Annotated in this window: 12 protein-coding genes; 7 read left to right on the forward strand and 5 right to left on the reverse strand. The window is 53.1% G+C overall.

Annotated features, from left to right (window positions below):
- Positions 1-39: 39 nt before the first annotated feature.
- From TREPR_RS16965 to TREPR_RS16985, 5 genes are all read right to left on the reverse strand, one after another.
- Positions 40-780, reverse strand: coding sequence for an ABC transporter ATP-binding protein (locus tag TREPR_RS16965; protein ID WP_015709578.1), 741 nt, complete (start codon positions 778-780; stop codon positions 40-42).
- 25 nt (positions 781-805) lie between these two features.
- A complete protein-coding gene (locus TREPR_RS16970) occupies positions 806-1,576 on the reverse strand; it encodes an ABC transporter ATP-binding protein (RefSeq protein WP_015709579.1) in 771 nt (256 codons plus the stop codon).
- A complete protein-coding gene (locus tag TREPR_RS16975) occupies positions 1,554-2,627 on the reverse strand; it encodes a branched-chain amino acid ABC transporter permease (protein WP_015709580.1) in 1,074 nt (357 codons plus the stop codon). Before TREPR_RS16975 ends, TREPR_RS16970 begins: the two co-directional genes overlap by 23 nt.
- A gap of 9 nt (positions 2,628-2,636) precedes the next feature.
- Positions 2,637-3,548, reverse strand: a complete 912-nt coding sequence (locus TREPR_RS16980; protein ID WP_015709581.1) for a branched-chain amino acid ABC transporter permease — start codon at positions 3,546-3,548, stop codon at positions 2,637-2,639.
- A 120-nt stretch (positions 3,549-3,668) separates the two neighbouring features.
- Positions 3,669-4,841 (reverse strand): ABC transporter substrate-binding protein, encoded by a 1,173-nt coding sequence (locus TREPR_RS16985; protein ID WP_041611280.1) that lies wholly within the window; start codon positions 4,839-4,841, stop codon positions 3,669-3,671.
- Positions 4,842-5,151: 310 nt separating this feature from the next.
- On the opposite strand from TREPR_RS16985, the gene TREPR_RS16990 reads away from it, so the two are divergent.
- The 7 genes from TREPR_RS16990 to TREPR_RS17020 all read left to right on the forward strand — a co-directional run bounded on the left by TREPR_RS16990 (position 5,152) and on the right by TREPR_RS17020 (position 12,929).
- Complete coding sequence (locus TREPR_RS16990) at positions 5,152-5,955, forward strand: ABC transporter ATP-binding protein (RefSeq protein WP_015709583.1); 804 nt, start codon at positions 5,152-5,154, stop codon at positions 5,953-5,955.
- Positions 5,956-6,810 (forward strand): ABC transporter permease, encoded by an 855-nt coding sequence (locus tag TREPR_RS16995; RefSeq protein ID WP_015709584.1) that lies wholly within the window; start codon positions 5,956-5,958, stop codon positions 6,808-6,810.
- Entirely contained in the window at positions 6,807-7,595 is a 789-nt protein-coding gene (locus TREPR_RS17000) for an ABC transporter permease (RefSeq protein WP_015709585.1), read from the forward strand. The genes TREPR_RS16995 and TREPR_RS17000 overlap by 4 nt, the downstream gene beginning before the upstream one ends.
- A gap of 67 nt (positions 7,596-7,662) precedes the next feature.
- Positions 7,663-8,745, forward strand: a complete 1,083-nt coding sequence (locus TREPR_RS17005; protein ID WP_015709586.1) for an ABC transporter substrate-binding protein — start codon at positions 7,663-7,665, stop codon at positions 8,743-8,745.
- Positions 8,746-8,760: 15 nt separating this feature from the next.
- On the forward strand, positions 8,761-10,191 hold the full coding sequence (hydA, locus tag TREPR_RS17010; protein WP_281054601.1) for a dihydropyrimidinase: 1,431 nt from the start codon (positions 8,761-8,763) through the stop codon (positions 10,189-10,191).
- A gap of 1 nt (position 10,192) precedes the next feature.
- Positions 10,193-11,695: an NAD-dependent dihydropyrimidine dehydrogenase subunit PreA gene (gene preA / locus TREPR_RS17015; RefSeq protein ID WP_015709588.1), complete on the forward strand. Its 1,503-nt coding sequence runs from the start codon at positions 10,193-10,195 to the stop codon at positions 11,693-11,695.
- A gap of 10 nt (positions 11,696-11,705) precedes the next feature.
- Positions 11,706-12,929 (forward strand): Zn-dependent hydrolase, encoded by a 1,224-nt coding sequence (locus TREPR_RS17020; RefSeq protein ID WP_015709589.1) that lies wholly within the window; start codon positions 11,706-11,708, stop codon positions 12,927-12,929.
- Positions 12,930-12,937 lie beyond the last annotated feature (8 nt).

The following is a 12,937-nucleotide window of genomic DNA, read 5'->3' on the forward strand; positions in this document are numbered from 1 at the left end:
AAGGGCAATAGGTATTTCGGCTACATTGTTACAATAATCCTACCCGCCCAGATACGCCTTCTTCACATCCGGGTTTGCCATCAGCTCTGCTGAAGTGCCGCTGGCGATGATCTCCCCGGTTTTAAGAACATAGCCCCGGCTCGCAAATTCCAGGGCAACCTTGGCATTCTGTTCCACCACCAGAATAGTGATGTGTTTCACAAAGTTAAGCTGCTTCAGAGCACGGAACATTTCATACATCAGTTTCGGGGCAAGCCCCATAGAAGGCTCATCCAGCATGATGAACTCACTGCCGGTCATCAGGGCCCGGCCTACCGCCAGCATCTGCTGTTCACCCCCGGAGAGCAGTTCCCCCCGCTGTTTCCGCCGCTCATAGAGCCGGGGGAACAGGCCGTATACCTGGTCCAGGATTTCCCCGGTTATAATAGCTCGGTTAATATCCTTACGATGGGGGTAGGTAGCGATTTGAAGATTTTCTTGCACCGAGAGGTTACCGAAAATATGCCGCCCTTCCGGAACCAAGGCCAGCATTTTTTTCTGGATCAGGATGTGGGGTTCTGTTTTAAGGAGACTCTGCCCGTCGTACAGTATGTCCCCCCCGGTAACTACCGGGGCCTCGGGCCGGGGCAGCCGGGCAAGGCTCATAAGAGTTGATGTCTTTCCTGCACCATTAGCGCCGATGAGGGTAAGTATCTCCCCCTTATCAATAGAAAAAGAAATACCGTGCAGGGCTTCGATATTCCCGTAGGAAACTTTCAGGTTCTTTACTTCTAACAGCATGATAACTCCGTTTTTGGTGTCTCCGTTAAATTGCGTCGTCCCCAAGATAGGCTTTAATAACCTCGGGGTTCCTCTGAATCTCCTCCGGAACACCCTGGGCAATCTCCTTTCCAAAGTCAATCACTGAAATTTGATCGCAGAGGGTCATGATGACTTCCATCTGGTGTTCGATCATCCAGATAGTAAGGTTGAACTTTTCGTGTATCCAGCGGATGTACTCAATAAGGCTTGCAACATCTGCGGTGCTCAGCCCTGCGGCAGGTTCGTCCAGCATGAGCAAATCCGGCTGCAAAGACAGTGCTCGGGCTATTTCTACCCGGCGCTGTACTCCGTAGGGAAGGTTTTTCGGGTACTCCTCCGCAAGGTCAGAGAGGTTAAATATCTCCAGCAATTCCCGTGCCCGTTCAACGATATCCGCCTCCCGTTCCCGGTAGCGCCGGGTAGAAAACAAGGCGTCCGCAGCATTGTACCCCAGCCGGTAGTGCTGGGCGATGCGGATATTGTCCAGCACGGTCATCTCACTCCAGAGCCGTATGTTCTGAAAGGTGCGGCCTATTTTCATGGACGCAATCTCGTGGGGTTTCTTGGCATTGATCCTGACCCCGCCTACCACAATGTCCCCTTCGGTGGGAACATAAAACCCGCTCACCAGATTGAACACTGTGGTCTTGCCCGCGCCGTTGGGCCCGATAAGGCCGGCAATTTCCCCTTTCTTCAAATTGATATTGACATTCGTCAAAGCCTGGAGCCCGCCGAAACGGTGGGTCAGGTTCTTAATTTCCAGATGATATTCCATTACCCTTGCCTCCTCTGAAAGACAGTTTCAGTTTTGCCCATACTTCTGGCAGTTCCCGGTTACCCATAAGCCCCTCGGGCCGGAACTGCATGAGCAGAATCAGTAACAGTGGAATAAACACCCACTTGAGGATCTGAAGGGGCCGCAGCAGTTCCAGTAGGAAGGTGAAGAGCACTGCCGAAAGCACGGAGCCCGAAAGGGAACCCATGCCGCCCAGGTACACCATGACCATCCCTTCAGTGGACTTCATGATGTTGAAGGAACTAGGATTAACAAAGCCCAGCATGTGGGCAAAGAGCCCCCCGGCCACTCCTGCCAGTCCCGATGAAAACATAAAAGCCAAAAGCTTCATCTGGTTGGTATTGACGCTCATAATCTCTGCGGAAATCTCATCGTACCGTATGGCGGAGATACCTTTCCCCAATACAGAACCCATGAGCCGCTTAATAGCGACCACGCAGACCACCACAAACACCATGATCCAGATCAGCATCCAGGGCAGGGGGATCAGGTCCGACATGGCAAAAACTGTGCCCTTCATCCCCATGAGCCCCCGGCTGGCCCCTACAGCAGGGATGTTATTAATGGCGGTCATAATGATGTAGTTGGCAGCAATGGTAATGATCGCCAGATAATCGTCCCGGGTTTTGAAAGACGGAATTGCCACCAGGAGGCCCGCCAAGGCCGCCGCAAAGCCGCCTATGATGATAACCACCGGGAAGAGGAATAATGCGGTTTGGGGCGGCAGCAGGGGATGACCGATAAACTTATTCTCGGTAAATAGAAGCAGGGACAGTACCGATGAGACATAGGCCCCCACGGCCATAAACCCCCCGTGTCCGCAGGAAAATTCGCCCATATAGCCGTTTACAATATTGAGGCTTGATGCAAAAATAATATTGATGCCGATGGACATGATCACTGTTTGAATGTACTGGTTGAGAACACCAATTGCGGCCAGGAATACTACCACCGCCATGCCTATGACGATAGCCAGGATGATCTGCAGTTGAGTTTTTTGCTTGGTTTTTATATCCGGTGACAGCGCCATGGTATACTCCTAAATCTTTGTGCTTCGGGCCACACCGAAGAACCCTGTGGGTTTAAGCACCAGGATGATCAGCAATATGACAAAGGAAATAAGGTCTTTAAAACTGGAGGGGAAAACTGCGGTGATGAATATTTCGATGAACCCCAGGATAAAGCCGCCGATAAAGGCGCCCTTAATGTCCCCGATACCGCCGACCACTGCGGCGATAAAAGCCTTCCAGCCGATGATCATCCCCATATAGGGGTCCAGCACCGGATAGGACATACCGAAAAGAATTCCCGCCACTGCGGCGAGCCCTGAGCCCAGGGCGAAAGTAAACGTAATAACCCTGTTCACCGGAATCCCCATCAGGGGAATAGCGAACTTATCGTAGGATATGGCCCGCATGGACATACCCAGCACGGTTTTTTGCACAATAAATTGGAGCAGCCCGAACACTGCAAAGGCCGCCAGGATAACCAGGACCTTCAGGTTGGTAAGAACCACCGGGCCGAACTGCCAGATATGTTTTTCGATAACGTCCGGGAAGCGCCGGGCACTGGCGCCCAAAAACGCAAGGTTTCCGTTTTCAAGAATAAAGCCCACCATCAGGGCGGTGATAACCACATAAAGCCGATTCACCCCCTTCATCCGCAAGGGCCGGTAGGCAATCCGCTCAATGGTAATGCCCACCAGCGCAGTTGCCCCCATGGTCAGCAGCAGGGTAAGGGCAAACACAAACACGCCCCCGCCGGAAAAAGCCCCCAACAAAGCGGTGGCAATAAAAAAAGCGATGTAACAGGCGGTCATAAAAATATCGCCGTGGGCAAAGTTAATCAGCCGGAGCACCCCATATACCAGACAGTATCCCAGGGCAATCATGGAATAGAAACTGCCCCACTGCAGGGCGTTGAAGACATTCTGTAAAAATGTAGTCAGCACAGGCATCTCCTTTAATAAGGAGGAATGAGAAGTGAGGAATTAGGAATGAAAGATAAGCATGGTGTTGCTATCCCTCATTCTTCATTATTCCTCACTACTCCTTCCTCATTCCTCATTCTTTTACGGTTGCAAGCTCGTTACGTAGACAAATTCTCCGGCTTCACTGATCCGGACCACTACGGCGTCTTTTTCAGGATCCCCCTGGACATTAAAGTTCATCTTACCGGTAATACCATCGTAGTTCCTCAGGGCAGCCATTGCGTCTTTTATGGCGTTCCGGTCTTTCTGGAGATCCCCGGAAAGGCCGGCGTTCTGGATCGCCTGAAGAACAATATTGACCGCGTCATAGGTCAGGGCCGCCACATCGTCGGGAATATAGCCGTAGCTGGCGTTGTATTCGTCGATAAATTCTTTGGTCTTGCCAACCGCGCCGGCGGCGGCATAGTGGGTGGTAAAGTAGTACCCCGCCACGGAACCCTTGCTCAGGGGTACCAAGTCTGCGGAACCCCAGGCATCGGCGCCCATGATGGGCTTATTCCAGCCCAGGTCCTTGGCTTGGGGAACGATCAGGGCGACAAAGTTGTAATACACCGGGAGGTACAGCATTTCTGCGCCGGAATTGACGATCCGGGTAAGCTGGGCAGAAAAATCCTGGTCCCGCTGGCCAAAGCTGTCAAAGACTACCACCGAGCCGGGACCGTTGGCCGCTTGCCAGCTATCCCGGTACAGCTCCGCCAAGGTCTTGGAATAGTCGTCTTCCAAATTGTAGAGGATAGCGGTCTTAGTTACATTAAACTGCTCCTTGGCAAACTTCGCCGCCACCGGGGCCTGGAAGGGGTCCAGGAAACAGGCGCGGAAAACGTAGGGCCGGTTCAGGGTGGTGTCCGGGTTGGTGGACCAGGCGGAAATCATGGGAGTGCGGTTGTCGTTGTTGACCTGTCCTGCGGGAATAGCCCGGCCGGAACCCTGGGGGCCCACCACTGCCAGGACCTTGTCCTGCTCAATTAAGCGCAGGGCTGCCTGAACCGCAGATTCCGCTTTAAGCTCGTTATCAACATAGATAAATTCCACCGGATACTTCTGACCTTTGACAGTAAGGCCGCCCTGGGCTTTAAGCGCTTTCAGCACAATATCCCCGGCATTTTTTGAACCTTCCCCAACCATGGGATTATCCCCAGTCAATGGAATGTTAAAACCGATTTTGATGGTCTGCTCCTTCTTGGAACAGCCGATGAACAGCGCCGTCGCTGCCAGGGCGATTAACAGAGCCCCTAAGAAACCTTTTCTTCTCATTTTTTCCTCCATTTCTGCAACATTCACGTTTTATTCGTACTTGCAAGTAACTATATTCATGTATGGGAAAATGATCAAGTATTTTTATGCATCACTTGGCCAAAAAGCCATATTTTATGCATTTTTTTGCCAAATATCCAAAAAAGCTACATAAATGTATTAAATATTTTGCTTTTTCTTTGAAATTTGACTATTTAGACCTTGCATATAATCAGACTTTATATGTAAACTTTATTGAAATTGAATATATATACATATAAGGTCTATATCCTTGAATAAAATTCCATCTATACAATAGGGGAGGAAAAGTATGGAACAGGGACAAACCCCGTTTTGGCAGCTGGATGATCCGATTGAAATCTCTTTCAAAAACATCGGAATGACCTACCATGCCGCCGGGGGGCTGGATGTAAACGCCCTGGAGAGCTTTTCCCTTAAAATTAAAAAGGGGGAATTTGTATCCCTCCTGGGGCCCAGCGGCTGCGGAAAAACCACCCTCCTCAGAATTATCGCCGACCTGATCAAGCCTACGGTTGGAACGATCTATGTGGGGGGAGAACTGCCGGCGGATGCCCGGCTCAAGCAGAAGTACGGCATCATATTTCAAAACGCAGTGCTCTACGATTGGCGTACGGTCCGGAAAAACGTCAGGCTGCCCCTGGAAATTTTACGGGTCCCCAAAAAGGAACGGGAAGAGCGGGTGGACGAAATGCTGGACCTGGTGGGACTTTCCGATTTCAGAAACCACTACCCCCACCAGCTTTCTGGGGGAATGCAGCAGCGGGTGTCCATAGCCCGGGCCTTCGCGGTAAACCCGGAGATTCTGTTAATGGATGAACCTTTTTCAGCCCTGGACGAATTTACCCGGGAAAAACTCCACGAGGACCTCCTTTCTATATGGAGGAAAACCAATAAAACCGTGGTTTTCGTTACCCACAATATCGCAGAATCGGTGTTCCTCTCTGACCGGGTATGCGTGTTAAGCCCCCACCCGGGACGGCTCAGCGCGGTGATAGACATCGACCTTCCCCGGCCCCGGACAGCGGTGCTGCGGAACAGCCCGGGATTTAACAAGCTGATGGTAAAAATCAGAAACAGTTTCGAGGGCATATAAATGAAGGATAAGCTGTCGAAGTTTTTTGTAACCCTTACCTGGGTGATACTCATCTTTTTTGTCTGGGAATTTGCAGCCTTTATCCTTGATGAGATACTCCACGACCGGATGGCCTCCCGCATCCTGCCTTATCCTGACAAAATCGTTTCCCAGATATTTGAGCGTTCAGCCCTGCTCACCCAGCACGCCTCCCTGACCCTTTCCCGGGCCTTCCTGGGCTTTATCATCGGCGCCGCAGTGGGGTTCTGTCTTGCCCTGATCATGAGCCTGGCAGGGCTGGTGGAACGGATGCTCTTCCCCTATCTCCTGGTCTCCCAGATGATCCCCATCCTGGGACTCGCCCCCATCCTGATCGGCATCATCGGCGATATCAGCAATACCCGGATTTTTATCGCCGCCTTTATCACCTTCTTCCCCGTGGCAACCAATACCCTGGCGGGATTTAAAACCCCGGACCGTGAAAAAACAGATCTGATGTTTTCCTATGCGGCAAATAAATTTACCCTCTACACAAAACTGATGATCCCCGCCGCGATCCCCTACTTTTTTTCCGGGCTAAAGATCGCCGCGCCCATGGCTATTACCGCAGCAATACTGGTGGATACCCTGGGCGGCGCCACCGGGCTTGGCTACCTCATCACCTATTCCCTTTACGGCGGGTTCCCCATCATGGTGTTCTGGTCCAGCGTATTGGTAAGCGCCGCCCTGGGGATACTCAGCTACTACGCCATTGTATTAATAGAAAAGATATGTATGCCCTATAAGTACCTGGAAAGCGCAGGGGCCCTGGGGCTTCTAAAGCAGATACAAAAAATCTTCCGGCCCGTAGGGCAAGGGGGATATACCGCAAAATGAAACTGATCATGCCGGAAAACAAACTGTCGTTCCGTTTTGTACATTCCGTATTGCCCCCGGTTTTGTTCGGGGCCCTTATCATCATCCTGGGGGAGACCAGAATTTTACACGCCCTGCTTTCGGTGACCGAAGTGCAGCTTCCCAAAACGAGCAGCATACTGCGGGTTATCTTCGAAAACGGCCCTAAAATTGTCCACGACTCCTGGGTAACCCTCCAAGTGTTTCTGGCGGGCATCGTCATTGGCTGTTTCGCAGGATTTCTGGTGGCCCTCTTCGCCGCCTTTTTCCCCAAATGGGGGGTCGGGGGGCTCACGGTGATTTCCGCGTTCAACGCTATTCCCATTGTCGCCCTTTCGCCAATCATGCGGCTCTGGTTTTCCAATTCCCCCTTTGCCGCAAAAACTGCGGTAGTAGCGATTGTGAGCATGGTAGCCATGAGCGTAAACGCCTACCGGGGCCTTACGGACCTCAAGCCCTTTTCCCTGGATCTTATGGAATCCTACGCCGCTTCCAAAGCGGTCATCTTTTTTAAGCTGCGGCTACCCAACTGCGTCCCCTACATTTTTATCGCCCTGAAAATCAATGTCGCCGCCGCCATGATCGGGGTCATTATCAGCGAATATTTTGCCGCCTCCGTGGAGGGGCTTGGTTTTGTTATCAGGAACAGCCTGCGGACCACCCAGCTTACTACCGGCTGGGCCTATATTTTAGTCGCTTCTATTATAGGAATTTTGTTTTTTACGCTCATAAGTTTTCTGGAAAAGAAACTTATGAGAAATAGGTAACGGGAAAATACTACAGATTTCCCAAAAGGAAGCTGTGTATAAATATTTTCAAAGAGGAGAAAAAGAGATGAACATTGGCATGAAAAAAACAGGAGGGATACTGTTTGCGGCAGTATTTCTATTTACACTAGCTGGGACAAACGCCGCCGCCGGCGGACAGCAGGCTAAGGATTCGGGGACAAAACTCGACGAAATCACCATCCAGCTAAAATGGCTGCCCCAGGCCCAGTTCATGGGCTACTATGTGGCGGCCGCCAAGGGCTACTACGAAGCGGAGGGGCTCAAGGTCAACATAGTCCCCGGAGGCGGGGACATTACCGAAACCGCCGCAGTCTACTCCGGCCAGGTTGACGTGGGGGTTACCTGGGTCGCCAACCTCATCGTAGCCCGGGCCAACGGCCTGGACCTGATCGATGTGGCCCAGACCTACCAGCGTTCAGGCCTGGTACTAGTGGCAAAAAAGGAATCCGGCGTCGCTTCGGGCAAGGATATTACCAACGCCACCAAGGTGGGCAACTGGATGGGGGGCAATGAATACGAAATTAAAGCCCTCTTCAGCGTCCTCCCCGGCGTTGATGACAACAAATCCCTGATTCAGCAGGGCTTTGACATGAACGACTTTGACAACGGCAACATTACTGCGGCTTCCGCCATGACCTACAACGAACTGGGCCTGGTGGTTAATTCTTACGAGGGCGCCCTGGGTTACGGCGACAAGGTTAATGTCATCGACATGAACACCGAAGGTGTGGCCATGCTGGAAGACTGTATGTTCGTCAAGGAATCCTGGGCAAAAGCCAACAAGGACAAGCTGGTCCGGTTTATCCGGGCTTCCCTCAAGGGCTGGAAGGACGCCTGCGCCAATACAAACGAGGCGGCGGAGATTGTCTTCCGGGCGGGGTCCAGCGTATCCCAGCCCCACCAGCAGTACATGGCCCAAGAAGTAGCAAAACTGGTTACCATCGACACCAAGGGCGCCACGGTTCCCCTGACCAACCTGGGGGGCTTTGACGTGAGCGCCTTAGAAAGCACCCTTACCAAAACCAAGTCCTATGCGGGTCTTACGGACAGCAGCAAGAACACGGTATTGCAGGGGCTTACGGTAAATCAAATTTACGACCCGTCGTATTGGGAAGAAGCGGTTAAATAAGGACCCCCACGGGTCTTGCCGCCGGGAGCGCCCCAGTGTGCGTTCCCGGCGCTTAATAAGGAGAACGCCATGGATTTAATCATTAAAAACGGAACAGTGGTAACTGCTTCGGGAATATTCGCTGCCGACATAGGGGTTGAGCAGGGGAAGATAAAAACTATTGCGGAAAAAATCGAAGGTGCCGCTGCCAAGGTGGTGGATGCCAAGGGTCTTTATGTACTTCCCGGCGCCGTTGACGTGCATACCCACTTGCAGATGCCCTTTGGCGGCACTGTTTCTGCAGATGGTTACCAGTCAGGCACCAGGGCGGCGGTCTGTGGCGGAGTTACCACGGTGTTCGACTACGCGATCCAGCGCAAGGGCAAGGGTATCCTGGAAACCGTCAAAGAACGGCAGGCCCTGGCCGAAGGCGGGGCTTGCAGCGACTACGCATTCCACTGCGCCATCACCAACCTGGGGGAGAACGCAGAATTACTGGACGAATTTCCCGCAGCCGCCGACTACGGGGTCAGCAGCTTCAAGTGTTTTATGGTTTACCGGAAAGAAGGGATGATGATCGACGATGGCCAGCTCATGCGTATTCTGGAAAAGGCCAAAGATGTGGGGATACTCACCAATGTACACGCCGAAAACCCCGATGTGATCGACGCCAGAATCGCTGCTTTTCTCAAAGAGGGCAAGACAAGCGCCTGGTACCACTACCAAAGCCGCCCGGAATTTGTGGAAGCCGAGGCGGTGAAGCGGGCCATCCATTGGGCGGTATCGGCAAACGCTCCTTTGTACATTGTACACCTTGCCTGCAAAGAAGGCCTTGAGGCGGTGGCTGAAGCCCGGTCCCAGGGCTATCCCATCTTTGCCGAAACCTGTCCCCAGTACCTGGAATTCACCTCCGATGTGTACAAGCGGGAGGACGGCAGAAACTTTGTCTGCTCTCCCCCCATGAAAGGGCCGGAAAGCCAGGCCGCCCTCTGGAAAGGGATTCAGCTCGGGGTTATCGACACGGTAGCCACCGACCACTGCCCCTTCAAGCAGGCGGAAAAGGACTGGGGCAAGGATAACTTTACCAAAATTCCCAACGGCTGTGCGGGTATAGAGAACCTCTACCCCTATATGCTTTCTGCGGCCAATTCCGGCAAAATCAGTTTTTCCCGGGCAGTGGAGCTCTGCGCTGAAACCCCGGCGGCCCTCTTCGGCTGTACTGCTAAAGGCAGTATTACTGTGGGAAAAGACGCGGATTTGGTACTCTACGATCCCAAGAAAAATTTTGAGATCAGCGTCAAAAATATGCACTCCGATTATGACAACACCATCTGGGAAGGGAAAAAACTCAAGGGCTACCCGGTCCAAACCTATCTCCGGGGAACCCTGGTCTACGACAACGGAAGCTATGTGGGCGTACCGGGCAGCGGACGGTACATAAAACGCGGAGCATCCGGAAGGAAATAAGATGGCAGCAAAACTGCGCTTCCTTAACCCCCTGGAGGAAAGCTCCCGGTGTATGATGTGCCATGACGCCCCCTGCACCGCAGCCTGCGGCGGGAAAAGCGATCCCGCAGCCTTCATCCGCAACGTGCGTTTCGGCATGGGGGAAGAAGCCCTGTCCGCCATGGCGGCTTGTACTTCCTGTACGGAAAAGCGCTGCGAACGGGCCTGTATCCACTACGATTTTCCCATCCGCATCAGCCAGATTAGGGCTGCCGTCACCCCATCGGCAGTCTCCACAAGATCACCGCTCAAACCGGATCTGTCCATCGATTTTTGCGGGATACCCTGCGAGAATCCCTTCTTTTTATCCTCCTCCATAGTGGCGGGAAACTACGAAATGTGCGCCCGTGCCCTGGACAGGGGCTGGGGAGGGATTGTGTATAAAACCATAGGGATGGGCACGATCCGGGAACTTTCCCCCCGCTTCGATGTGCTGAACAAGGAACGCACCTCCTTTGTGGGGTTCAGAAACCTGGAACAGATCTCCGACCGGCCCCTGAAGGACAACTTAGCGGACCTGAAGCGGCTCAAAGAGAACTATCCCTCCAAGGTCATCGTGGCCTCCATTATGGGAGAGAACGAGGATGAGTGGACCAGCCTAGCAGCGGACTGTGAGAAAGCGGGAGTTGATATTATTGAATGTAACTTCTCCTGCCCCCACATGAGCGCCAACGGCCTGGGTTCCGATGTGGGACAAAACCCCGATCTGGTGGCCGCTTTTACCGCTGCGGTAAGACGGGGAACCCGCCTACCGATTCTGGCGAAGATGACCCCGAACCTGGGCTCCATGGTTCCCCCCGCAAAAGCGGCCCTGCAAAACGGCGCAGACGGCATCGCGGCGATCAACACGGTCAAAAGTTTCACCGGCTTCAACCACCAAACCCTCAAAGCCCTGCTGGACGTGACGGGGAAGTCTGCGGTTTCAGGCTATTCCGGAAAAGCCATAAAGCCCATTGCCCTGCGTTTCATCTCGGAATTAAAAACCTACCCTTCCACCGCCGCAGCTCCCCTCAGCGGCATGGGGGGCATAGAAAACTGGCAAGATGCTTTGGACTTCCTCCTCATGGGATGCGGCAATCTCCAGATCACCACCGCAGTTATGCAGTACGGGTACCGGATCATCGATCCCCTCAAGGCAGGACTCGCGGCGTTCATGAACCGGAATGGATTTAAAAAAGTAAGCGAAATTGTGGGCCGGGGAATCGGGGTATTTGCCCCCGCCGGGGAATTGGACCGGGAGACCACGGTCCGCCCCAAAATAGACGGGGAACGGTGTGTCTCCTGCGGCAGGTGCTTTGTGTCCTGCAATGACGGGGGACATCAGGCGGTTTTATGGGACACCAAAAAGAGGATGCCCAAAATCGACACATCAAAATGTGTGGGCTGCCACCTCTGTCTCTACGTATGCCCCTCGTCAGCCATATCCGCAGGCGAGCGGGTCCAAAAGGTAACTGACAAAGTATAGGAGAAATGATATGTTTACATGTGGAAAAGATCGGGTAAAGGATAAGATAGAAAGTTTTGCCAAATTCGGCGACACCGGGAAGGGGGGGATAACCCGTTTTTCTCTGTCCCCGGAGGCCATAGCGGCGCGAAAGGAGTTTATCAAACGGATGGAAGCCCTGGGGATACAAACCGTCACCGACGATATGGCCAATATGTACGCCACTGCGCCAGGCACCGACAGCAGCCTGCCCCGGATCGTCCTGGCATCCCACCTGGACTCGGTGCGGAACGGCGGCAACTACGACGGCATTCTGGGGGTCATCACCGCCCTGGAAGTGGTGGAAACCATAGTCCGGGATAAAATACCCCACCGCCACCCCATCACCGCCATGGTCTGGACCAACGAAGAAGGCTCCCTCTACCCCCCGGCCATGATGTCCTCCGGGGTAATCTGCAAAAAATTCGAGAAAGCAACGGTACTCAAATCCAAAAGCGTTGAGGGAAAGACCTTTGGGGAAGCCCTGGAGGCAAGCGGCTTTGCAGGAAGCGAATCAAATCGGCTTAACCCGCAGGATTACTGCGCCATGCTGGAACTCCACATCGAGCAGGGCCCCATCATGGAAGCGGAAAAGAAACAAATCGGCGTGGTAGACGGGGTCCTGGGGATGTTCAACTACCGGATCAGCGCCTATGGGCAATCGGATCACGCGGGGACCACCCCCATGTCCTTCCGCCGGGATGCGCTCCTGGCAGCGGCGGACGCCATAAAATACATCCACACCGAACTGGATAAACTTGCCAAAGACATAGTCTACACCACCGGGGAAATCGTCCTCCATCCCAACGTCCATACGGTTATCCCCGACTTTGTAGAATTCTCCCTGGACGTCCGCCATTGGGACCCGGCAATCCTGGAAAAAGCCCTTGAGGTGGTGAAAAACATTCCAAAGGAGATTGATAAGTGCGAGATAAAGTACAAAGAAGCCTGGTCCCGGAAGCGGGTCAGCTTTAAACCGGAACTGGTGGATCTGGTGGAAAAAAACGCCAAGGAACTGGGCTACTCCTATATGCGTATCCACAGCGGCCCCGGGCACGATGCCCAGTATGTGGCGGACCTACTCCCCACCACCATGATCTTCGTCCCCAGCAAGGACGGACACAGTCACTGCGAAGAAGAATTTACTTCCGTGGAAGAAGCATGGCAGGGCATCAACGTGGCCCTGAACACAATCATTGATATTGACAAACAATAATTTTCAAA

This window comes from Treponema primitia ZAS-2 (assembly GCF_000214375.1).
Taxonomy (GTDB): Bacteria; Spirochaetota; Spirochaetia; order Treponematales; family Breznakiellaceae; genus Termitinema; species Termitinema primitia.

Coding starts and splice junctions, on each gene's coding strand:
- TREPR_RS16965 (WP_015709578.1), bottom strand. CDS start 780: ATGCTGTTAGAAGTAAAGAACCTGAAAGTTTCCTACGGGAATATCGAA.
- TREPR_RS16970 (WP_015709579.1), bottom strand. CDS start 1,576: ATGGAATATCATCTGGAAATTAAGAACCTGACCCACCGTTTCGGCGGG.
- TREPR_RS16975 (WP_015709580.1), bottom strand. CDS start 2,627: ATGGCGCTGTCACCGGATATAAAAACCAAGCAAAAAACTCAACTGCAG.
- TREPR_RS16985 (WP_041611280.1), bottom strand. CDS start 4,841: ATGAGAAGAAAAGGTTTCTTAGGGGCTCTGTTAATCGCCCTGGCAGCG.
- TREPR_RS16990 (WP_015709583.1), top strand. CDS start 5,152: ATGGAACAGGGACAAACCCCGTTTTGGCAGCTGGATGATCCGATTGAA.
- TREPR_RS16995 (WP_015709584.1), top strand. CDS start 5,956: ATGAAGGATAAGCTGTCGAAGTTTTTTGTAACCCTTACCTGGGTGATA.
- TREPR_RS17000 (WP_015709585.1), top strand. CDS start 6,807: ATGAAACTGATCATGCCGGAAAACAAACTGTCGTTCCGTTTTGTACAT.
- TREPR_RS17005 (WP_015709586.1), top strand. CDS start 7,663: ATGAACATTGGCATGAAAAAAACAGGAGGGATACTGTTTGCGGCAGTA.
- preA (WP_015709588.1), top strand. CDS start 10,193: ATGGCAGCAAAACTGCGCTTCCTTAACCCCCTGGAGGAAAGCTCCCGG.
- TREPR_RS17020 (WP_015709589.1), top strand. CDS start 11,706: ATGTTTACATGTGGAAAAGATCGGGTAAAGGATAAGATAGAAAGTTTT.